This is a genomic window from Leisingera daeponensis DSM 23529, from assembly GCF_000473145.1.
Taxonomy (GTDB): Bacteria; Pseudomonadota; Alphaproteobacteria; order Rhodobacterales; family Rhodobacteraceae; genus Leisingera; species Leisingera daeponensis.
This window is the reverse complement of sequence record NZ_KI421503.1, coordinates 29,488-49,646: the sequence shown is the minus strand read 5'-3', so window position 1 is coordinate 49,646 and position 20,159 is coordinate 29,488. Positions and strand designations below refer to the sequence as shown.

At 56.1% G+C, this 20,159-nt stretch carries 21 protein-coding genes and 3 pseudogenes; 20 read left to right on the top strand and 4 right to left on the bottom strand.

The genetic code is table 11. The features are described 5' to 3' along the window. Positions 1–2: 2 nt before the first annotated feature. Both DAEP_RS0121645 and DAEP_RS0121640 read right to left on the bottom strand, forming a co-directional pair. Positions 3–701, bottom strand: a complete 699-nt coding sequence (locus tag DAEP_RS0121645; protein WP_342665834.1) for a lytic transglycosylase domain-containing protein — start codon at positions 699–701, stop codon at positions 3–5. After that, positions 640–954 carry a hypothetical protein gene (locus DAEP_RS0121640; protein ID WP_008335576.1) on the bottom strand — a complete coding sequence of 105 codons (315 nt, stop codon included), beginning with the start codon at positions 952–954 and terminating at the stop codon, positions 640–642. Before DAEP_RS0121640 ends, DAEP_RS0121645 begins: the two co-directional genes overlap by 62 nt. A gap of 132 nt (positions 955–1,086) precedes the next feature. Here DAEP_RS0121640 and DAEP_RS0121635 point away from each other — a divergent pair, with 132 nt between their 5' ends. Further along, on the top strand, positions 1,087–1,665 hold the full coding sequence (locus DAEP_RS0121635; RefSeq protein WP_027246174.1) for a hypothetical protein: 579 nt from the start codon (positions 1,087–1,089) through the stop codon (positions 1,663–1,665). Here the strand turns inward: DAEP_RS0121635 and DAEP_RS23810 are convergent. Further along, positions 1,659–1,883 carry a hypothetical protein gene (locus DAEP_RS23810; protein ID WP_239368556.1) on the bottom strand — a complete coding sequence of 75 codons (225 nt, stop codon included), beginning with the start codon at positions 1,881–1,883 and terminating at the stop codon, positions 1,659–1,661. The two genes, DAEP_RS0121635 and DAEP_RS23810, sit on opposite strands and share 7 nt — an antisense overlap. Positions 1,884–2,199: 316 nt before the next feature. Here DAEP_RS23810 and DAEP_RS24515 point away from each other — a divergent pair, with 316 nt between their 5' ends. The 19 genes and pseudogenes from DAEP_RS24515 (at position 2,200) to DAEP_RS23795 (ending at position 19,876) form a co-directional block, all read left to right on the top strand. Then, entirely contained in the window at positions 2,200–2,568 is a 369-nt protein-coding gene (locus DAEP_RS24515) for an aldehyde dehydrogenase family protein (RefSeq protein ID WP_268873720.1), read from the top strand. Then, positions 2,540–3,433: pseudogene (locus tag DAEP_RS23180) on the top strand (aldehyde dehydrogenase family protein). The gene DAEP_RS24515 and the pseudogene DAEP_RS23180 overlap by 29 nt, the downstream one beginning before the upstream one ends. Continuing rightward, a complete protein-coding gene (locus tag DAEP_RS24465; protein ID WP_235859499.1) occupies positions 3,408–3,659 on the top strand; it encodes an aldehyde dehydrogenase family protein in 252 nt (83 codons plus the stop codon). Before DAEP_RS23180 ends, DAEP_RS24465 begins: the two are co-directional and overlap by 26 nt. Before the next feature lie 126 nt (positions 3,660–3,785). After that, positions 3,786–4,637 carry a carboxylating nicotinate-nucleotide diphosphorylase gene (gene nadC, locus DAEP_RS0121625; RefSeq protein WP_008335572.1) on the top strand — a complete coding sequence of 284 codons (852 nt, stop codon included), beginning with the start codon at positions 3,786–3,788 and terminating at the stop codon, positions 4,635–4,637. Positions 4,638–4,875: 238 nt separating this feature from the next. Beyond that, entirely contained in the window at positions 4,876–5,379 is a 504-nt protein-coding gene (locus DAEP_RS24285) for a thiamine pyrophosphate-binding protein (protein WP_167630838.1), read from the top strand. 89 nt (positions 5,380–5,468) lie between these two features. Beyond that, positions 5,469–6,227 (top strand): hypothetical protein, encoded by a 759-nt coding sequence (locus DAEP_RS24460; RefSeq protein ID WP_027246172.1) that lies wholly within the window; start codon positions 5,469–5,471, stop codon positions 6,225–6,227. Beyond that, complete coding sequence (locus DAEP_RS24455) at positions 6,193–6,699, top strand: NAD(P)-dependent oxidoreductase (RefSeq protein WP_065331479.1); 507 nt, start codon at positions 6,193–6,195, stop codon at positions 6,697–6,699. Before DAEP_RS24460 ends, DAEP_RS24455 begins: the two co-directional genes overlap by 35 nt. 310 nt (positions 6,700–7,009) lie before the next feature. Then, entirely contained in the window at positions 7,010–7,537 is a 528-nt protein-coding gene (locus DAEP_RS23800; protein WP_235859498.1) for a MarR family winged helix-turn-helix transcriptional regulator, read from the top strand. A gap of 327 nt (positions 7,538–7,864) precedes the next feature. After that, complete coding sequence (locus DAEP_RS0121600; protein WP_008335546.1) at positions 7,865–8,854, top strand: TAXI family TRAP transporter solute-binding subunit; 990 nt, start codon at positions 7,865–7,867, stop codon at positions 8,852–8,854. Positions 8,855–9,064: 210 nt separating this feature from the next. Beyond that, a complete protein-coding gene (locus DAEP_RS0121595; protein ID WP_027246170.1) occupies positions 9,065–10,909 on the top strand; it encodes a TRAP transporter permease in 1,845 nt (614 codons plus the stop codon). Positions 10,910–11,389: 480 nt separating this feature from the next. Further along, positions 11,390–12,670, top strand: a complete 1,281-nt coding sequence (locus tag DAEP_RS0121590; RefSeq protein ID WP_008335543.1) for a Rieske 2Fe-2S domain-containing protein — start codon at positions 11,390–11,392, stop codon at positions 12,668–12,670. Positions 12,671–12,757: 87 nt separating this feature from the next. Then, positions 12,758–13,627: an alpha-hydroxy acid oxidase gene (locus tag DAEP_RS23165; RefSeq protein ID WP_235859538.1), complete on the top strand. Its 870-nt coding sequence runs from the start codon at positions 12,758–12,760 to the stop codon at positions 13,625–13,627. Continuing rightward, the gene (locus DAEP_RS24450; RefSeq protein ID WP_342665833.1) at positions 13,557–13,967 is read left to right on the top strand and encodes an alpha-hydroxy-acid oxidizing protein; all 411 of its coding nucleotides are present in this window, start codon (positions 13,557–13,559) and stop codon (positions 13,965–13,967) included. Before DAEP_RS23165 ends, DAEP_RS24450 begins: the two co-directional genes overlap by 71 nt. Positions 13,968–14,068: 101 nt before the next feature. After that, the gene (locus DAEP_RS0121580; protein ID WP_027246169.1) at positions 14,069–15,007 is read left to right on the top strand and encodes a PDR/VanB family oxidoreductase; all 939 of its coding nucleotides are present in this window, start codon (positions 14,069–14,071) and stop codon (positions 15,005–15,007) included. After that, entirely contained in the window at positions 14,997–16,169 is a 1,173-nt protein-coding gene (locus DAEP_RS0121575; RefSeq protein ID WP_027246168.1) for a Gfo/Idh/MocA family protein, read from the top strand. Before DAEP_RS0121580 ends, DAEP_RS0121575 begins: the two co-directional genes overlap by 11 nt. An 11-nt stretch (positions 16,170–16,180) precedes the next feature. Continuing rightward, positions 16,181–17,173: an ABC transporter substrate-binding protein gene (locus tag DAEP_RS0121570; protein WP_027246167.1), complete on the top strand. Its 993-nt coding sequence runs from the start codon at positions 16,181–16,183 to the stop codon at positions 17,171–17,173. Between the two features lie 14 nt (positions 17,174–17,187). Further along, the gene (locus tag DAEP_RS0121565; protein ID WP_008335528.1) at positions 17,188–17,628 is read left to right on the top strand and encodes a hypothetical protein; all 441 of its coding nucleotides are present in this window, start codon (positions 17,188–17,190) and stop codon (positions 17,626–17,628) included. A 27-nt stretch (positions 17,629–17,655) separates the two neighbouring features. Next, positions 17,656–18,591, top strand: coding sequence for a DMT family transporter (locus DAEP_RS0121560; RefSeq protein WP_027246166.1), 936 nt, complete (start codon positions 17,656–17,658; stop codon positions 18,589–18,591). A 184-nt stretch (positions 18,592–18,775) separates the two neighbouring features. Further along, positions 18,776–19,876, top strand: a pseudogene (locus DAEP_RS23795) (IS3 family transposase). A gap of 34 nt (positions 19,877–19,910) precedes the next feature. Here DAEP_RS23795 and DAEP_RS23160 read toward each other — a convergent pair. Beyond that, positions 19,911–20,015 (bottom strand): annotated as a pseudogene (locus tag DAEP_RS23160) (transposase); the annotation flags it as partial. Between the last annotated feature and the right edge of the window lie 144 nt (positions 20,016–20,159).

Sequence of the window (20,159 nt, the reverse complement as noted above, 5' to 3'; positions counted from 1 at the left end):
TTTTACTGAAGTTCGATAAGGACCGGCGCGCGGGCAGGCACGCGGGTCGCGACACGGATATCCGGCGCGGAAAAAGGCGCACCCGCCAGCCGGGACCGGATCCGATGGATGCGCGCGATGTAGTCGCGAGTCTCGGTGAAAGGCGGGGTGCCGGAATACTCGACCACGCGGTGCGGCCCGGCATTATAGGCTGCGAGCGCCAGGTTGATGTCCTTGAATGTGGCCAGCTGCGCGAGCAGATAGCGTGCGGCGCCGTCGAGGTTCTGTGAGGGATCGCGCGGATCGACGCCGAGCGCACGGGCCGTGTCCGGCATCAGCTGGCCAAGACCATAGGCACCCTTGGGGCTCACGGCAGTCGGATTGTAGCTGCTTTCGGCCTCGACCAGGGCTTGGAAAAGGACCAGCCAGTCGTCCTCATCGAGGCCGACTTGCCGCAGGGCGCGGTTCCCCTGGTACCGGTCAGCAGTCGTGCGGATCAGGGAGAGGATGTCGTCGCGTCCGGACGGCGGTGTGGCATCCAGCGAGGCAAGAACCACCCCGGCCTCAGCGCTATCACCCAGCCCCGCCCAGGCAGGTCGTTCGCCATGAAAGGTCCAGCCCGAGGTCCGGGCTGTCCCGTCGCGGCCGAAGGCGATGACGTCAGCCGCGCTCCTCGAGGGTAATGCTGTAGTCAGGACCAAAGCGCAGATCGCGCCCGTCACCGAACTCGAGATGATGTTTGAAGAGTCCCGGCCATATGTTGAAATACCGCGGCTCCGGCCCGTGTGGGGTGATCCGGGTCGAGACCAGAATGGCTTCCGGCTCGCCCTCGCGCAGGTAGATGCACTGGTAGCGCGGCTTGCCATCGTCCGTGAACCCCACGAGTTCATACCGGCAGCGGAACGCGATGCCCTTCTCGGACAGGTCTTTGACACCATCGATGGTGATCAGGATCTGGTTGCGCGCTATCGGCATGTTCGGACTCTCCCCACGAGAGCCCTTCTACTTCACGACACTAAGGCCATAAAGTCATATAGAGTCAATACGACATATTGCAGAAAAATACATATTGTACGATAGTTGCCGCAACTTTTGCGGGAGAGCGATATGAAGCGACAGGCGATGGCAGCTGCAATGGGAGTGATGGCGGTGTTTGGAGCTCCGCAGAAGGCGCAGGCCTATGACATCGATTGCGCCATCATGCTCTGCATGGCGGGCGGTTTTCCTCCCAGTGCGGTTTGCGCACGGGCCTATCGCACGATGATTCGACGGATCACACCCTGGCCGAGCCTGCCGCCCTTCGGAGTCTGCACCTTTGCCCATGTGCCGGTCGAGCTGGGCGGTCCCGGCGGGGAGGGCGAACTCGACACCAACCTGCCGGAGTATGAATGGCTGAACCGCACTCATGTGATCTGGTTCACCGGTCAAGCCTATAGAGAAAGGGGAGGTGATCGGTATTGGGACTGGTCGCTTCGTTCCTGCGACCGAGAGAACCGCACCTGCCGGTACATCCAGCGGGTCTACCGATCCCACACGCCCTGGCCCGTGACATTCATCTCGGAAAGCGGGCAGGAGATTGCCTTTCCGAGCGGCGGAAGTTCCTCGTACTTCTATTTGCGCAGCATCATGGTCGAATACGGAGACTACGAGGGCACGGTGGGTCACTCGGAGTGGTTCTCCTACTGATCCTGGCTGCTTGGCAGCTTTAGTGAAATCGGCCGTACTGTGATACGCGTGTGGTCGTAACTGTTTGGATCCACAAACTGGCGGCGGCTCACGCTTCCATCATTCCAGCGGTAGTCGGTAAACACATGGGTTTCCGCCGTTCCGTTGATGATAAACCCTTCCTGAAAGGGCCAGGCTGTCTTTTTCTTAATCAATTGAATGCCCAGAAAATAATTCAATCCAAGAGAGTATTTACGCGAATAATTAGTGATCTAAAATAGCAGATAGTGAGCGTATGGCGGTAATTTGCTTGCTAGTGGAGGGCCCAATATTTCACTTGAATTTTGGTAGCTGGGAAGGCATTAGTCACCCCAGCCGATGCGCTAGCGATCAGCGGCACCCGGTGGGGGGTGCCTGGCAGGGCAGCTAACCTGCGTGCCGCCCGGCGAAAACCTTTCATACGCCCAACGATTTCAGTTGGCAGGCGATGGGGTTCATTGGTTGACTATATTAGAAATCTAAGTAATCAAGGGCAATCGCGGGAGGAAACGTCATATGCGCATGGTGAATATGGATGCAAACCATGCTCTCTCTGGTAAGGAACAGCTGTATTGTGGGGGCGCATGGGTTTCGCCAAGCGCAGGAAATTACGAGGAGACTTTTAACCCGGGCACAGGTCAGCTGATCGGATTAGTGGCTGCGGCGACCCGGGCCGAGGTGGACGTAGCGCCTGCGTGTTTGAAGGAATGGCGTGATGTTGCTCCTCTTGAGCGTGCCAGTATTCTGCAGGAAATCGCGGCTCTCTTGCACAAGCGCGGAGATGAGCTTGCGATGATGGACGCGGCCAATTGCGGCAACCCATATACCGAGATGCGCGGCCATCGCGGCGGCCCAGATGGAGTTTTTCGCCGGTCTTGTGACTGAAATGAAGGGCGACACGATCCCTATGGGGCCGGATCGGGTGAATATGACCCTGCGCCAGCCGCTTAGTGTTGTGGCACGTATCCTGGCGTTCAATCATCCGTTCATGTTTTGTGGCGGTAAAATGGCGGCGCCTTTGGCGGCAGGGAACGCTGTCATCATCAAGCCGCAGGTACAGGCGCCTTTGTCTGCATAGCGCCTGGCAGAGATTGTTGATGGCCTGATGCCCAAAGGCACATTCAACGTGTTGCCGGGTGATCTAGAGGCAGGTGCTGGCCTGGCCGAGCACCTTGGCGCTGCAAAGGTCACGCTTATTGGCTCTGTGTCGGCTGGCCGGGCTGTGATGCGAAGCGCCAGCGTTACGGGCAAACCTGTACTGCTGGAACTGGGTGGCAAGAACGCGTTGATTGCCTATCCCGACAGTGATCCGAAAAAGATTGCGGACGCGATTGTCGCTAGAATGAACTTTGGCTGGTGCGGCCAGTCCTGTGGCTCGATAAGTCGCGCATTCCTGTACGAGGATATCCACGACGAAGTCATTTCCTATCTGGCCGAGTCTGTTGAAAGATATAAGCCGGGCGTTCCGACGGATCCTGAAACCACGATAGGCACGATTGTCAGCCGTGCGCAGTTCGACCGGGTCATGGGTTTCATTGACTCTGCCAAAAGTGAGGGTGCGCGCGCCGTTACTGGCGGTTATGCGGTCACGGATAGTCCGCTGGCGAAAGGCAGCTTTATCGCGCCGACGATTTTTGCGGATGTAACGCCGCAGATGCGTATCGCCCGTGAAGAGATTTTCGGGCCAGTTCTTGCGGTTCGCAAATGGTCGGACGAAGCATTCCATGCTGAACGAGGTCAATGCACTTGAGCTTGGGCTGCCCTGTGCAATTTGGACTCGGGATCTGGTGATGGCTCATCGTACGGCTGCACGCGTCGAGGCCGGGTTTGTTTGGGTTAACGAAGTCGGTCGGCATTTCCTTGGTGCCCCGTTCGGTGGGGTCAAGCAATTGGGTATCGGGCGCGAAGTAGGTATTGGCGAACTGATTTCCTTCACCCATGAAAAGAATGTGCATATCAATCTGTCGGGTCAGTGACCCGGTGCGTAGGTAATGTGCGAACGGGGTCTGGGATCCAAAAGCTTTTTCTGTATTGATTGCTTTGGCCGGGATGAGACCATCCCTTCCTGCCCCTTTTGCAAACCGATAAGGATCTAAAAAATAATGAGCAATGTTGCGAACGTCCCCGATATCATCCTCGAACCCATGGTTCGGAACGCTATTATGGAGGACCTGGGTGCCGCAGGCGACGTGACAACCCGTTCCGTTCTGCCTGAAGGCACGCGCTACAAGGCGCAAATGCGTGCACGGCAGGACGCGGTTGTTTCTGGGATGCAGGTGGCCTCTCTCGCGTTTCGGCTGATTGATCCCAATCTTGTGGTCGAGACTGTCGTCGCGGATGGTACGGCCTGCAAAGCGGGCGATACGTTGATGCGTATAGAGGGATCGGCGGCGTCGATCCTTGCCGCAGAGCGTGTTGCCCTGAACTTTGCCGGACGGTTGTCTGGGACGGCAACCTTGACAGCGTCCTATGTTCAGGAGCTTGCGGGTACCAAGACACGTATCACCTGTACACGCAAAACCACACCGGGGCTGAAACTTGTCGAAAAGCTCGCCATTTTGCATGGCGGCGGCCACAATCATCGGTTTTCCCTGTCCGATGCGATCCTGATCAAGGACAACCATATCGCAGCGGCTGGTGGCATCAAACAGGTGCTGGAAGCCGTTCAACGAAATGTGGGTCACATGGTCGTGGTAGAGATCGAGATCGACGGTTTGCATCAGTTGGACGAGGTGCTTCAGACCGGGGGAGCAGATGTCATCATGTTCGACAATATGTCGACCGAAGACATGGCCGAAGCTGTAAAGCGCATTGACGGGCGGGCGAAGACAGAAGCCAGCGGGAATGTGACCCTTGGCCGTTTGCGCGAAATCGCATCGGCAAATGTGGATTATATTTCCTCCGGTGCTTTGACCCATTCGGCGGGAACCGTCGATTTCGGTTTGGATTTCTGATCCTCTGAGCCGCTCCAGACCGTCTGAAATGCAAAATGCCCGCCCTTTCGGCGGGCAATGGATACCTATTGCGTACGCCTTTCAAAATGGGGCGCTGTTGCATCAACACTTCATAAGGAAAGGTCAAGACACATGACAGACCACAGGCTGTATCAGGTTGAGCGCCCAGTATCGTCGGATAGTTTGGGGGTGTGGGGTAGCGATGTATTTGCGGATATATTGCGAGGTTTGGGGGTGAGTGAAGTATGTTGCACTGAACCCGGGGTCGAGCTTTCGGGGTTTGCACGACAGCCTTGTGAACCACCTTGGCAATGAAGATCCGCAGATGCTGTTGTGTCTGCACGAAGAGCATGCGGTTGCGATTGCGCATGGCTATGCGAAGGTGGCGGGGGAGCCATTGGCGGTGATCCTGCACAGCAACGTGGGTCTGATGCATGGTACGATGGCGATCTTCAACGTGTGGTGCGACCGTGTGCCGGTTCTGATTTATGGGGCGACGGGGCCGGTTGATGCGGCGCTGGAATCGATGTTGCGTGCGGATGTAATCGCGTGGAGCGAACCGAAAGGCCCGACCTATGTGAACTTCGACGTGTCGATCCAGGAAAAGCAGCACGAGAAGGCACCGGAGTTGCCAGATTTTGCGCGTTACCAGCCGTCGCCTCCGGCGGCACCCTCGGCCGAAGGAGTGGCGCGGGCGGCAGATCTGCCGAAGAACGCCAAGGCGCTGGGGCGAAGGTTCTGACGGATATCCGGAACGGGGCGTCCTTCCCGACGGATCACCCGCAGCATCGCGGCAAACCGGCCTTCTTCATTGACGATGCGGCGGGCGCGGTGCTGCGCGAGGCGGATGTGATCCTGAGCCTGGACTGGCTGGATGTCGCGGGCACGCTGAAACTGGCGGGCGATGTGAAGGCGCAGGTGATCCAGGCGTCGCTGGATTATCAGCTGCACAATGGCTGGGGGATGGAGCATCAGGCGCTGCCTGCGCTGAATCTGCGGCTGGCCTGCGGTCCGGATGTTGCGATGCATGCGATTGCCGATGCTCTGGGTGTAGGGGCGGGCGAGATGCCCGGTGATTTACCGATCAAACCTGCGCTGAACGCCCCCGATGCAGAGGTTGAGCTTGATATCATGACGCAGGCCGGGGCGCTTGGCGAAGGTCTGGAAGGTGTCTGTGCCAGCTTTGTGTGTTTGCCGTTGGGCTGGGCGGGCGAGGCGTGGCACTTCCGTCACCCACTGGACTTCGAGGGTTCGGATCGTCTGCGGACCGAAGGCTGGGAGGTCGTTCGCGGCCCCCAGATCACCCTAGGTGTTCCGCTGCGGCTGACGGAGGAACAGCGGCAGGCGCTGCTGTCGGACGTTGCTATCATCGTGGTCAGTTCGCGGTCGGGGCTGAGCGACGCGGATCTGGACGCCTCGCCACGGCCGCGGGCGCTAGTACTTCCAACGATCGGGGTGGGTGCGGGAGATCTGGGAGGCCTGTGCCGCGCGCGGTCTGATCGTGACGAATGGTGTAACGCCCGAGAACTTTTTGGGGATGCCCGAAGCGATAGGGATGCTGATACTGGTGCTGCTGTACCGGCTGCATGAATCCGAGCGCCTGCTGCGCGAGAATGCGGGCCGACCGCAACAGATATTTGCGCGGATGGTGCGAGGCCGGGCGATCGGATTGATCGACTCGGGGCGGATAGGACCGGGTGATCGAGCGACAGTTGGCGTTCGAGCCGGCACAGATCCGGCACAGATACTGGTGCACGATCCGTTCCTGATACCGGACACCGCACCTACGGGCGTGGGGCTGGTGAAACGCGCTGAGCTTCTGGCCATGTGTGATGTTGGTGAGCCTGCATGTGCCGTTGAACGCGCAGACACGAGGAATGATCTGCGAGGCCGAACTGCGCATGATGAAGCCGGATGCGGTGTTAATCAACACCTCGCGCGGGGTTTCATTGATGAGGATGCGCTGGTGCGGGTGATGACAGCAGGACACCTAGCCGGTGCTAGGCTAGGCGTGACGGAAACCGAACCGCTGCCCGCCCGCTGCGCGGCTTCGACCGGGTGATCCTCCCCCCGCATATCCCGGGACACACCATTGAGCTCTACACCGTCTTGCCCGACATCTTCGTCGAAAACGCAACACGCATCAAGCGCGCAGAAACCCCCAAATCGAAAAATATGGAGAGAAAAAATCGAAAAGTTGTAAGCAGGGTTTGCTGCAAGATTTACGTCGGTTTGCGCGCACCGCATGTCACTAGCTGTAAAAGTAGTGACATTGTTGAGGCTTGCATCTTCGTAAGATGACAGGGATAGTCTCGGACCTGTAGAAGCCCAGAACTGATTTTGGGCAATAGATGTTTGTGGTCTGAGCATACATGAACGAAAAATCTGATTCCGCGTTGAAAGACGACGGTTTGACCCAATATAACGAGCGCATTGCTCGCTTGGTACGTCTTGCGGCAAGAGGGTTTAACCGTGCGTTGCAGCTGCGGTTACAGACGCAAAATGTGACTTTCGGGCAGTGGATATTCCTTCGAATCCTTTGGCAGGAAGATGGTTTGTCGCAACGAGAGTTAAGCGAAAGAGCACATCTGACAGAGCCTACTGCGCATACTGCACTCAGCCGAATGGAAGAGCTTGGATATATTGAACGCCGCAATGTGGCTGGGAACCGTCGTCGTCAGCATGCTTTCCTCACGGAAAAAGGTTGGGAGTTGCGGGATCTCCTGGAGCCTTTGGCACACGAAGTGAATAACGCCGCCATCAGAGGCCTGAGTGGTGCCGAAGAGAAAACATTGCGCAAGGCCCTTGCTGTAATGATTCGAAACCTCGAAGATGATGAGGAAAAAGCTGCTTTGAGCGGTGTCCGCGTCCCACCGACCAGAAGTAACCTTGGATCCTGAAGGTCTCTTTAGCTTCATCTGCGATAGCCGGGCCTTTTAGGCTCAGGTGATTCCGTTGGGCTACTTCCGCTGAGATGTATAGTTTTGGGGAAGCTCTGAGAGAGTTCGGAATAGTCTTGTGCTAGGCCTTGGGCGTGCTGCAACCTTATGTGAGTAGGGGTTTGGATGCTCTGCGAGAGCGTTCAAGCCATTCGCAGTTCTTAACCTAAATTTTTGGACGGTGTCTCGGTTTCAATCATGGTTGACGCAAAGTTCGGTTTTTAATAATGATCTACAAGATAGATATCTAAATTTAGAAATCTATGATAATATGACAGGGAGGAAACCATGAAAAAGCAAATCAAGGCTGCCGTTGCGGCGCTGAGCATCTCCGTTATCGGGACCGGCGTCATGGCGGACAGCGTCAACGTCACGTTGTCCGGGGGGAGTCCGTCAGGTCTTTGGTCGCTGCTGGGCGCAGGGATCGACCGGGCTGTGAAGGTTGACGATGCAAGCGGTGTCGTGACCTACCAGGCCACTGGTGGCGGTTTCGCAAATATCGGTCTGCTGGGTGCAAACCGGACAGATCTGGGTCTGGCCCATGATGCAGAAATCAAGCTGGCGCTAGCGGGTGATGAGCCGTTCAAGGCGCCCATCGAGAACCTTCAGGCAATCGGGTACATGTACAACTGGGCCCCGATGCATTTCTTCATCAAGAAGTCTCTTGCCGAAGAGTATAACATCGACAGCATCGACGACTTGGCGAAGTCGGGCGCTGCAATCCGTGTGGCGAACAACAACGCAGGTAACATCGTGGCCAATATTGCCACTTTCATGCTGGAAGAAGCAGGCTATGACGAAGGAACGATTGAAGCGAATGGCGGCGTTCTGGTGCGTGGCGGTTCGTCCCAGCAGGCAGACCTGATCAGCGATGGCCGTACGGATATGGTGATCAACGGTATCTTCGTTGGGCACTCGTCGTTCCGCAAGGTTGATGAAGGCAACGACGTTGTTCTGCTGAGCGTGCCTCAGGATATCATCGAAAAGACCAATGAGCGTTTTGGCACCGGGACCTACGTCATTCCCGCCGGAAACTATAAGAACCAGACTTCCGATGTTATCACGCTGGCACTTGGCGCGATGGTAATCACCTCTGATGCCTTGCCCGAAGAAACCGGTTACATGCTGGCCAAGAGCATTGCCTCGAACATTGATGAAATCCGCGGCGTTCATAACGCAATGAAACAGCTCTCAACTGAGTTGCTGGTTTCGCAGAGAACGCTGCCGTTCCACCCGGGCGCGAAGCGCGCCTACATGGAGCTGGGGCTTCTCAAGTAAGCCTTCGGAAAACAATGCCGGTGCGCTGACCAAAGCGCACCGGATTCGTTTGCAAGAGTGCCTCTGTCGTGCTCTGGCCGTGCTGATCACGGGCAGTAGGATGATTTTGCGCACTCAAAGCTGACCAAACCTCACAAACATGGAAATGGTGCCAGCATGAATTTCCCTTCTCTTACCGAAACTGGACGCCGTCGGAAGCTAGAGCCACCCATGCGGACCGTCGTCATGGTTCTGGCCGCGGCGTTCGCGGCATGGGTGATTCACTCTAATCTGTTCATTATCGCAGACCCGCTCATTCAGGGGATCCTGTTCGTATCCGGGATTTTCACGATTCTCTTCTTGGCGATTGGTGCAACCGCGAAAGCGCCAGATAGCATTCCATTTTATGACTGGATGTTGTCTGCGCTCAGCTTGGCCTGCGGGATTTACTTCTATGTAAGCTCTGGCGAGATTTCGGACCGTATCAGCCTGCTGGACCAGTTCACGACGGATCAGTTGTTCTTTGGGTCGTCACTGCTGTTCCTGACCATCGAAGCCACGCGCCGGACAACTGGCTTGGGGCTGACAGGCGTTGTGATGCTGTTCCTGATTTACAACCTTTTTGGCTATCTTCTGCCGCCGCCGTTCGGGCATCGCGTCAGCGAGTTCAGCTATCTGCTCGATATTCTGATCTTCACCACAGATGGGTTGTTCGGTGTCCCGCTTCAGGTTGTGGCAAGTTACGTCTTCCTGTTCGTGATGTTCGGGACTTTCCTTGCCAAGGCTGGGGGAGGGGACTTCTTTTTCAACCTGGCGGCTCTGGTCACCGGGGGTGCACGAGGCGGCCCTGCAAAGATCGCCATCATTTCGTCGGGTCTGTATGGAACCATGTCTGGTAGCCCAACCTCGGATGTTGTGGCCACGGGGTCCATCACGATCCCGGTGATGAAGCGCTTGGGCTATAAGGCCCGGTTTGCGGGTGCGGTTGAAGTTGCGGCGTCCACGGGGGGCAGTGCCATGCCGCCGATTATGGGCTCGGCTGCCTTCATCATGGCAGAGTATTCGGGTATCTCGTACAATGCGATCGTGCTTGCCGCGCTTATTCCTGCGTTGCTGTACTATATGGGCGTGTTTACCCAGGTGCACTTCCGCGCAGTGAAATACGATCTGCGGCCTTCTCAGGATGAAATCCCGACGACGAAGGAAACGTTCAGAACCGGCTGGGTTTTCTTGCTGCCCATTATCGGGATCATTGTGGCGCTGATACTTGGCTATTCGCCGACCTTCACCGCAGGTGTTGGTGTTCTGGTGACAATCCTTGCGTCGATGATCCTCAAGCAAACGCGGATGTCGTTGTGGGCAATGGTGGAAGGCCTTGGCACAACCACCCTGCAAATTTTGCCTGTCGCTGGGGCATGTGCTGCTGCTGGTCTGGTTATTGGCGGCCTGTCTATGACAGGATTGGGGATGAAATCGGCTAACGTGATCCTGACGGTCAGTAATGCGCAGCCGCTGTTGACGCTAGTGATTGCTGCTGTGGTGACCATTGTGCTGGGCTTGGGTATGCCGACTCCGAGTGCGTATATTCTGGCGGCTGTGCTTGTCGGCCCCGCTCTTTCCAAGCTGGGTTTCCCTCTGCTGCCGAGCCAGATGTTCCTGCTCTACTATGCAATCCTGTCTGCTTTGACGCCGCCAATCGCTGTGGCTGCAATCGCAGCGTCTGCGATTGCTGATGACGATCCATTCAAGATCGCATTTTCGGCTGTGCGGCTTGCAATTGTTGGCTTCCTTCTGCCATTCGCTTTTGTCTGGAACCCCGGCATCGTTCTTGAGCTTGGTCCGTTGGCAAATACGCTTGCTGTTATTGGTGCCGCTGCTGGTGCTCTTGCAGTCTCGGCGTCAATGGAAGGCTTTATCAAAACCCAGCTCAGCTCGTTAGAGCGAGGTCTCCTGACGATTTTTGCAATTGGCGCGGTTAGCCCGTACTTCGCGGTCTCAATTGTGTGTACCTTGCTTATCATCGCTCTGGTTGGACGACAGGCCTTGTTGAAGGAAGAAGTCCCCGCAAGCGGGTAACGTCAGCCACGTGTAATGTGCTGAATGCGAATCCAAAGTGGCCGCCAGGTTTGGCGGCTACTTGCCGTTTTGACTGAGAGACGGAAAAGTTTCAGGCCGCGTCTTTGGTTCCAATCGCGGTCTGTTCGGATGACTGTCTGCGGGCTTTTTTGCCCAAGAGGTTATTAATCAAAATACACTTCGGTGATTCTGATCGATGCAGGGAGCTGCGCAAGCGGGGTGTACGAATCCCGAGGCCATAGAACAACCAGAGAGGAACCGGCAGAGCAGATCTGTATGACACAAGGCCCGATCATGCGCGGATTAATACCAATTGCTCGCAAACCCATAAGTAGTTTTATATACGTGGTTTTTTTACTTGTGAGGTGAAGGGGAATATCACTCTGCCCATTGACAGACTAAACTTAGAGAGCTAAGAATAATGGCGTTTCCCAATAAAATTTCGCAAATTCTGATGCGGCGACCTGTGGAGGAGATTCAATGCTTACACCTGAAGAAAATGAACTGCTGACGCGCGTGACCGGTGATGCACCGATGGCACGTCTTATGCGTCAGCACTGGACCCCTGTATGCCTGATTGAAGAAGTGGAAGAGCCCGACGGCAAGCCGCTTCGTGTTGAGGTGCTCGGGGAAAGCTATGTGGCGTTCCGCGACACCAAAGGGCGTCTTGGCCTGCTTGATGAACTTTGCCCGCACCGCAAGGCATCGCTGGTCTATGGCCGGAACGAAGAATGCGGGCTGCGGTGTCTGTATCACGGGTGGAAAATGGATGTTGATGGCAATGTCGTTGCCATGTCCTCCGAACCCGAAGGTAGCCCCCTTATGGATAAGGTGAAGCATCGCTCTTATCCTGTGAAAGAATGGGGTGGTTTCGTTTGGGCCTGGCTGGGTGACAAAGAAGATATGCCTGAATTCCAGCCGCCGGCGTTTGCCCCGCGCGAGGATTCGGCGATCGCTATCCTTAAAATCCGCATTCCCGCAAACTGGGCGCAGATCCACGAAGGTCAGATCGACAGTGCCCACTCGTCCTCGCTGCACTCGTCGGACATGGTTCCGGCCCGCGTGGAAGGTGCTGCTGCCGATGAAAAATCCTGGTACCGTCCCTCGACGGACAAGTCTCCGCGTATGCAGACAGAGACAACCAGCTACGGGTTCCACTATGCTGCAATCCGTACGCCGATCAAAAACGCGGCGACCCATAACTATATCCGTGTGACCGAATTTGTTGCGCCCTACTATTCGTTGATCCCACCGAACAACAACTATCGTGTGGCGGCCGTTATCGTGCCGATCAATGATGAAGAGACCGCGTTCCACTTCATCGCTTGGGATGGCCCGAATGTGCCGTCAACCGAAGAATGGCGCAAGTTTACCCATGCTGTTCCAGGAGTGGATGTTGACGACAAGTGGCGCTGCCTGCGGACTGTCGAGAACGACTTCTTGCAAGACCGTGATGCCATGAAAGAAGGTAACTTCACTGGGATCAAAGGTATTCCGAACCAGGATATCGCCATGTGGGTGTCGATGGGCGCGCGCGTTCAGCGCCATACCGATGTGCTTGGTGCTTCGGACCTGGCTATCGTCGAGTTCCGTCGCTTGATGGCGGATGCCGCCAAGAAAGTGGCAGAGGGTGGCAAAGCAATCGGCACCGATTATGAAATCCCGCAAAGCATGATCAACTCTCATGAAGGCGTTTATCCGAAAGATGTGGATTGGCGCACCTTGCTGAATACTTCGGGCAAAACAGCCGCAGCTGAATAACCGGTCCGACGTTTGCAAACAGATCCGCCCGGGGCCGCATAGACCTTGGGCGGATTTTGATTCTGGCCCTGAGCATGGTTGGTGGCCATGTTGAAACTGGCAGGAGGCCGGATGCGGCAAGAAGTAAACATCGAAGATTTTCGCACCCGAGCCAGGCGGCGTTTGCCCCGTGTGGTATTTGATTTTCTGGATGGTGGTGCCGAGAGCGAAATCACGCTGCACAGGAACCGTAGCGCATTTGATGATATCCGACTCAAGCCACGTATTCTCAAGGGTGGGGATGTCGATCTCTCTGTCACGCTGTTCGGTCAGAAGTATGCGGCGCCTTTCCAAATCGGACCAATCGGCCTGAACGGGCTTTATTGGCCAGAAGGGGACTTGCACCTTGCAGCCGCAGCAAAGCAGGCCGGGGTCGCATTTACGGTTTCGACAGCGTCAAACACGACTATGGAAGAAATCGCGCAGAAAAATAACGGGCCACTTTGGTTTCAGCTGTACCCATGGGGCAAAGAAGCATTTTCCAATGCATTAATCGAACGGGCGTCGGCTGCGGGCTACAGTGTTCTTGTAATCACTGTCGACTCGTTGGTGGGTGGCAAAAGAGAGAGGGATTTGCGGCATGGTTTCGCGCATGAAATCCGCATGAGCCCCTCTGTCGTATTGGACGGATTGTTGCATCCGAGATGGTTCAAATCCGTGTGGCTGAGCCAACATAGGCCGCGACTGCAAAATCTGGCGGCCTTTTTGGGGGATGATGTCAGCGACAAGGCGCTTGCCGAATTTACGCGGGCGCAACGAAACCCGAATTTTTCCTGGGACGATGTAAGGCGTCTTCGGAAGCTGTGGCAGGAGCCACTTGTGATTAAGGGGATCATGTGTGCTGAGGATGCAATGGCCGCACAACGCGAAGGCGCTGATGGGGGTGGTTGTTTCCAACCACGGTGGCAGGCAGCTTGATGGAGCTCCGGCGACGATTGAAATTCTTTCAGAGATTGTGTCCGTCTTGGACCAACATATGACAGTTTTGCTTGATGGTGGTATTCGGCGCGGCAGTGATATCGTCAAGGCGCTTGGGTTGGGGGCGGACGCTGTGCTGCTGGGCAGGGCACCTCTTTACGGCCTGGCGGCGCGGGGGCGTGCGGGGGTTTCCAGCGCGCTTTCGATTCTCGAAGACGAGATGCGCAGGACCATGATTTTTTCGGGATGTCATGGCGTTTCGGACCTGTCTGAAGCAGGGGTTGTCATGTCGGCCAAGGATATTGGCGGACGAGAAGACCGTTTAGGGCCAAATATGTGATTTCTAGACACAATTAGCGCGTGGCTGGGCGGTGCGTCCAGTTGACATCTTGAACTTAGCTATCTAATTATATTTCGGAAGCGAACGGACGGGAGGACCCCATGGAGCAGATCAAAATGCGCGTCGAAAAACGGCGCGATCTGACACCTACTATTGCAGAATTCACTTTGGCTCCGGTTGGCGGCGAGTCCCTGCCAGAGTTCAACCCAGGTGCACATATCACGATCGAGACACCATCGGGTGCTATGCGCCGATACTCTCTGGTAAATGATGGGAGCGACCCAAAAGAATATGTGGTCGCCATCAAGCGAGAGCCGCAGTCGCGCGGGGGGTCTGCCTCCATGCATGAGCAAGCTGTTGTCGGGACAGAGTTGAATATCGAGCACCCGGAAAACGATTTCCCGCTGACGGATGTGCAGAAATACCTCTTGATTGCCGGTGGTATCGGTATCACGCCAATCTATTCGATGGCGCGTTATCTGGATAAGAAAGGCAAGATGCTTCGGATCATTTACGTAAGCCGGAGTGCGGAAGAATCGGCCTATCTTGATGAGCTGATGAAAGATTTCGAAGGCCGGATCATCGTGCACCACGATGACGGCGATCCGAACGCTGTCTATGATTTCTGGGACGATCTGGTGACGCCGCGCGCGACCCATGTCTTCTGCTGCGGACCCAAACCGCTGATGGAAGAAATCAAAGCTTTCTCGGGTCACTGGCCCGAAGGCCGTGTCCACTTCGAGGATTTCAAGCCTGTTGATGTGGTTCGTCAGGATGACGTTGCTTTCGAAGTCGAGCTGAAGAAAAGCGGCCAAACGGTTACTGTTCCTGAGGATCGTTCTATCCTCGAAGCACTGCGTGATGCTGGCTTCGCAACAAGCAGTTCTTGCGAAAGTGGCACGTGCGGTACTTGTAAAACCCGCCTACTGGAAGGCGAGGCAGATCATCGTGATATGGTGCTGATGGAAGAAGAAAAAGGCAGCCAGATCATGATTTGCGTTTCGCGCGCCAAATCCGGGAGGCTGGTTCTTGACCTCTGATCCCGTTCGTCTTGGCGTGGCGGGGCTTGGGCGTGCTTTCATGCTCATGGTGCCTTCGTTTGATGCCGACACCCGTGTGAAGCTGACGGCTGCCGCCGCCCCAAGGGAGGAAAGCCGCGACGCATTCGAAAAAGAGTACGGTGGCACAGGGTATGCCACCGTCGAGGAATTGTGCGCAGACCCTGACGTTGAGGCCATTTACATTGCGACGCCGCACCAGATGCATGTGGATCATGTGTTAGCTGCGGCGCGCGCGGGCAAACATATCCTTGTCGAAAAGCCGTTGGCCGTTTCGATGGAGGATGCCGAAGTAATGGTGTCCGCAGCCAAGGAGGCTGGGGTGCATTTGATAGTTGGGCCGAGTCACAGTTTCGACCCGCCGGTTGAATTGGCCACGCAACTTATTTCCAGCGGAAAGTTCGGTCAGTTGCGCATGATCCAGGCCTTTAACTATACGGACTTCCTCTATCGTCCGCGTCGCCCGGAAGAGCTGCGAACCGAAGAGGGTGGGGGCGTGCTGTTCAGTCAGGCGATCCACCAGATTGATGTGGTTCGCAGGCTTGCCGGCGGCATGGCCGAAAAAATTTATGCCATGACGGGCGCATGGGATCCCAAGCGCCCGACCGAGGGCGCATTCACTGCACTGATGAATTTTGCCGGGGGGTGTGTCGCGAACATGACGTACTCGGGCTATGCGCATTTCGACAGTGATATCTGGATGAACAATGTCGGAGAGCTTGGACAGCGTAAATCAGAAGGGGCTTACGGTGGAGCAAGGCGTGCTTTGCTGGATCTCAACCCTGATGACGAGGTCCGGCTGAAAACTACACGAACATTCGGCAGCGGCACGACGATTGAGGCTGAACATAACGAACATTTCGGTCCGGTGATCGCGCTTTGTGACCGTGCCGATCTGCGACTGACCCCGGATGGGATAGAAGTGTTCGGTGACACCGAACGCGGCTTTATCGAAGCCAAATTCGGACCGGCACCACGCAGAACCGTTCTGGATGCGCTGGTGGATGCCGTGCGTCATAACAAGGCCCCCGACCAAACAGGGGAATGGGGGCTGGCAAGCCTGGAGGTTTGCCACGCGATCTTGCAATCCGCAGAGACCGGACAAGCGGTCGATCTTCAGCGGCAATGTAAAACAAATCACTAGGAGCCGACAGGATGAGCAATCTCAAACTTTCCCTTGCAATGGGTAACTATGACCGCACACGGGCAATCGTGGATGGGCGTGTTCAGATCGACGGAGTAGACCCGGTTCCGATGCTGTTGTCGCCGGAAGAAATGTTCTTTCGCGCGTTCCGCCACGAGGCTTTCGATATCAGCGAGATCTCGCTGTCGTCCTATTCGATTTCGGTTGCCCGAGGGAATCCGCATTATGTGGCAATCCCGGTCTTCCTGAGCCGTGCGTTCCGTCACACCTCTGTCTATATCCGCACGGACAAAGGGATTAACAAACCAGAAGACCTGAAGGGCAAACGTATCGGTATCGCCGAATATCAGCTTTCAGCTAACGTTTGGGTGCGTGGTATCCTGGAAGAGGAATATGGCGTTAAGCCCTCGGATATCATCTGGGTGCGCGGCGGCATGGACACACCCGGCCGGCCTGAAAAAATCAAGGTTCAGTTGCCCGATGACATTCGTATGGAGGAAGCCCCAGAAGGTAGCACGCTGAACAGCATGCTTGAAGCGGGTGAAATTGATGGCTTTATCGGGCCGCGCTGGCCGCGTTGCTTTGCTGAACGTCATCCGCATGTTGGGCGACTGTTCGCAGACAGCATTACAGCGGCGGAATATTACTTCGAGAAAACCAAAATCTTCCCGATCATGCACGTACTGGGCGTACGCCGGAGCCTGGCAGAAGAATACCCGTTCTTGCCCGCGGCATTGCTCAAGGCATTTACGCAGTCAAAACGGTTGGCCGAAGAGGCCCTTTCGGACACATCTGCCACCAAGGTGACGATGCCCTTCGTGGAGGACAATCTCAACCGTGTCCACGCGCTGATGGGGGATGACCCTTGGAGCTATGGCGTCAGTGGAAATGCGCATGTGCTCAACAAGTTTTTGGACTACCACGTAAGCCAGGGCTTGTCGCCGCGCCGTGTGGAGATCGAAGAGCTGTTCCATCCGTCGACCCTGGAAGCCTATAGCCTGTAAGAGGAATGCCGAGAATGGAAGATTATCAACCTGGCGACATTGTTGAGATCGAAACATCTGCTGGTTTGGCTTATGTGCAGCTTACGCATACGCATCCCAGCTATCCCCCGGTCGTGAAGTTCTTGAAAGGCCCATTCCAGAAACGGCCCGAAGCTGTAACCGTTCTGGCACGCGAGGCCTCGCCCATCGCGATGGTGCCTTTGAGTGGTGTTCTGAAAAAGCTCGGGCTGAAACACGCCCGGGTGGGTACGGTTGAAATTCCCCGTGCTGAAAGGGAGTTCCCAATTTTCAGAATGCCCATTCGGGATAAGAAGGGCGAGATCATTTACTGGTGGTTCTGGGATGGCAAGGGGCTGACATACACGACAGAGCTTATGCAGCAGCAGGAAAAGCTGCCCATGCGTGAAATCATGTCGGCAGAACGCTTCCTGGATCAGCTTGTCGCGGATGAATAGCGCCGCTCTTGTTGCCCGATTAGACCAATGACTGCTGGCTTTGGTGGTCTGATGGCCGCGTTTGGTGCGTTTTGTTATGCGCTTAGCTCGGTCGCAATTGCCAAAAGCTCTCAATCCGCCCAAGGGCGCGGGAATGATGTTCTGCTGTCAGTGTTGATGACAGGTTTCGTTTCCGGTGCCCTTTGGCTGGTTTGGGGGCCAGAGCTGCCTTCTGTTAGCCAGCCCGTACTGATCGGGGTGGCCTATTTTGTGCTGGCGGGTGTTCTGGGGAATGTGGTTGGCCGCCTGACGTTGTTTCGGTCGGTGGAGCTGGCTGGCGCGATCGAGACAGGCTTCATCCGGCGTCTGATTCCTGTTTTTGCAGCGATTTTCGCATTTCTCCTGCTTGGAGAGGTGATTACGACTTCTATTGTGATTGCGTTTATTCTGGTGACAGGTGGCGTGTTGATCATGATGACTCGCAAGTCCGCCAAGGCGGTATCGACCCTGGTCTCTACGGAACCTTCGCCACAGGACAGGACCAAGGGTCGGGTTTTGGCGCTTGGCTCTGCTGCGGGTTATGGTGGCTCCTTCGTAGCGCGCAAACTCGCGATGCAGACCTTGCCTGATCCGCTGGCCGGGGTGTTCATTGGTGCGTTGACGGGATTGGTATGGTTCGTTGGGTGGGGGCTTTTTCGATTGCGTGGCCGGGTAGGGCTTTCATGGAGGTTGCATAAGCCAAGCGGGTGGCAATTGCTGGCTGGTGGTGCGATGACAATCGGACAAGTCGCACTGTTTTTCTCGTTGATGTTCACCAGTGTGACCGTCGTTGCCATCATGTCATCTATCGAGATGTTCTTTGCAGCCTGGCTTGCTGGGCATATCTTCAAAACCGAAAGACGGCCTGGCCCCAGGTTCTACATTGCGGCTGCTCTGGCTGCGACGGGGGTCATCATCCTTGCGATTGCTCCGACGCTTGAGTGAACGCCGAGGGACGGTCAGCTATGTGAAAGGTTGCTGATCAGCTTGTCCATCGCCGCAAAGAAGACGGTAAGTTCGTCTTCGTCAAATCCCTGGGATGCTTGATTTGTTGCAAGGCGGGCCGCCTGCATTGATCCTCGCACACTGAAGTGGTCCGCCGTTATGTTTAGGAAAATGGAGGATCAGAATGGCTACGAAGAGACACAAGCCGGAAGAGAATGTCACGAAGCTGCGGCAGGTTGAAGTGCTTGTCGGGCAAGGCATGTCCCGGGTGGATGCGATCCGCAAGGTTCGCATTACAGAGCAGACTTATTATCGCTGGCGCAAGCAGTACGGGGGTATGGGAACCGACCGGCTCAGGGAACTGAAGCGCCTCCAGAAAGAGAACGAACGGTTGAGAAAACCCGTCTCGGATCTGACGTTGGACAAGCTGATCCTGGCGGAGGCGCCAAAGGAAAACTTCTGAGCCCCGCTCGCTGCCGTGCCTGCATCGATCACGTCCGCACCCGGTTCCATCTGTCAGAGAGACGCGCCTGCCGTGTCCTGGGGCAGCACCGATCCACACAGAGGAAAGTGCCGCATGGCCGTGCCGATGAGGAGCGTCTGGTCGCGGACATGATCGAACTGGCGCGGCAGTATGGCCGCTACGGCTATCGTCGGATCGCCGCTTTTCTGAGACATGCGGGCTGGGAGGCGAACGACAAGCGGGTCGAGCGCGTATGGCGGCGAGAGGGGCTGTAGGTGCCAATGAAGCAACCGAAGAAGGGACGGCTCTGGCTGAATGACGGATCCCGTGTCCGGCTGCGCCCTGAGTATCGCAACCACGTCTGGAGCTATGACTTTGTCCACTGCCGGACGCTCAACATCCTGGACGAGCATAGCCGGGAATGCCTAGCGATCAAGGTGAAGCGCAAGCTGAACTCGGATGACGTGATCGATGCCTTGAGCGACCTGTTCATCATGCGGGGTGTGCCGTCTTACATCCGGTCTGACAACGGCCCGGGGTTCGTGGCTCAGGCCGTTCAGGATTGGATCAGGGCCGCCGACGCCAAGACTGCCTACATCGCGCCCGGGTCACCTTGGGAGAACGGCTACTGCGAAAGCTTCAATGCCAGGTTCCGCGATGAACTGCTCACGGGAGAAGTCTTCTACGGCTTTCGGGAAGCGGAAATCCTGATCGAGCAATGGAGGAAACACTACAATACCAAACGACCACATAGTGCCTTGATATCGCCCACCCGCCCCGGAAACCATCGCTCTGATGGACCCGAGACCGGTCATGCACTAACAATCAAACCGGACCACGCAGGTGGGGCTGATCATGAACTGATCCCATGCTCTCGGCACACAACCGCCTTCGAAATGTCGCTCTCCTGCTTCTTCAGGATCGCGATGATCTGTTCTTCGTTGAACCGTGATCGCTTCATTCTTCCGTCTCCTTCGTTGGGACGGATTCTACCTCAAAACGGAGGAGGAAACGGGTCTCAGGTCAGACATTCCGTTCCTCGACGAGATTGAAGCGAACAAGAAAGGGTGATCAAGCATCCTGCACTCCTCATGAAGCGGAATGT

What these genes read in the sequence shown, in the direction of transcription:
- DAEP_RS0121560 (WP_027246166.1), top strand. Translation starts at nt 17,656, where the DNA reads ATGACTGCTGGCTTTGGTGGTCTGATGGCCGCGTTTGGTGCGTTTTGT.
- DAEP_RS24515 (WP_268873720.1), top strand. Translation starts at nt 2,200, where the DNA reads ATGCGCATGGTGAATATGGATGCAAACCATGCTCTCTCTGGTAAGGAA.
- nadC (WP_008335572.1), top strand. Translation starts at nt 3,786, where the DNA reads ATGAGCAATGTTGCGAACGTCCCCGATATCATCCTCGAACCCATGGTT.
- DAEP_RS0121580 (WP_027246169.1), top strand. Translation starts at nt 14,069, where the DNA reads ATGGAGCAGATCAAAATGCGCGTCGAAAAACGGCGCGATCTGACACCT.
- DAEP_RS0121590 (WP_008335543.1), top strand. Translation starts at nt 11,390, where the DNA reads ATGCTTACACCTGAAGAAAATGAACTGCTGACGCGCGTGACCGGTGAT.
- DAEP_RS23165 (WP_235859538.1), top strand. Translation starts at nt 12,758, where the DNA reads ATGTTGAAACTGGCAGGAGGCCGGATGCGGCAAGAAGTAAACATCGAA.
- DAEP_RS0121600 (WP_008335546.1), top strand. Translation starts at nt 7,865, where the DNA reads ATGAAAAAGCAAATCAAGGCTGCCGTTGCGGCGCTGAGCATCTCCGTT.
- DAEP_RS24455 (WP_065331479.1), top strand. Translation starts at nt 6,193, where the DNA reads ATGCTGATACTGGTGCTGCTGTACCGGCTGCATGAATCCGAGCGCCTG.
- DAEP_RS24450 (WP_342665833.1), top strand. Translation starts at nt 13,557, where the DNA reads ATGCAATGGCCGCACAACGCGAAGGCGCTGATGGGGGTGGTTGTTTCC.
- DAEP_RS0121635 (WP_027246174.1), top strand. Translation starts at nt 1,087, where the DNA reads ATGAAGCGACAGGCGATGGCAGCTGCAATGGGAGTGATGGCGGTGTTT.
- DAEP_RS0121640 (WP_008335576.1), bottom strand. Translation starts at nt 954, where the DNA reads ATGCCGATAGCGCGCAACCAGATCCTGATCACCATCGATGGTGTCAAA.
- DAEP_RS0121570 (WP_027246167.1), top strand. Translation starts at nt 16,181, where the DNA reads ATGAGCAATCTCAAACTTTCCCTTGCAATGGGTAACTATGACCGCACA.
- DAEP_RS24465 (WP_235859499.1), top strand. Translation starts at nt 3,408, where the DNA reads ATGCTGAACGAGGTCAATGCACTTGAGCTTGGGCTGCCCTGTGCAATT.
- DAEP_RS23800 (WP_235859498.1), top strand. Translation starts at nt 7,010, where the DNA reads ATGAACGAAAAATCTGATTCCGCGTTGAAAGACGACGGTTTGACCCAA.
- DAEP_RS0121565 (WP_008335528.1), top strand. Translation starts at nt 17,188, where the DNA reads ATGGAAGATTATCAACCTGGCGACATTGTTGAGATCGAAACATCTGCT.
- DAEP_RS0121595 (WP_027246170.1), top strand. Translation starts at nt 9,065, where the DNA reads ATGCGGACCGTCGTCATGGTTCTGGCCGCGGCGTTCGCGGCATGGGTG.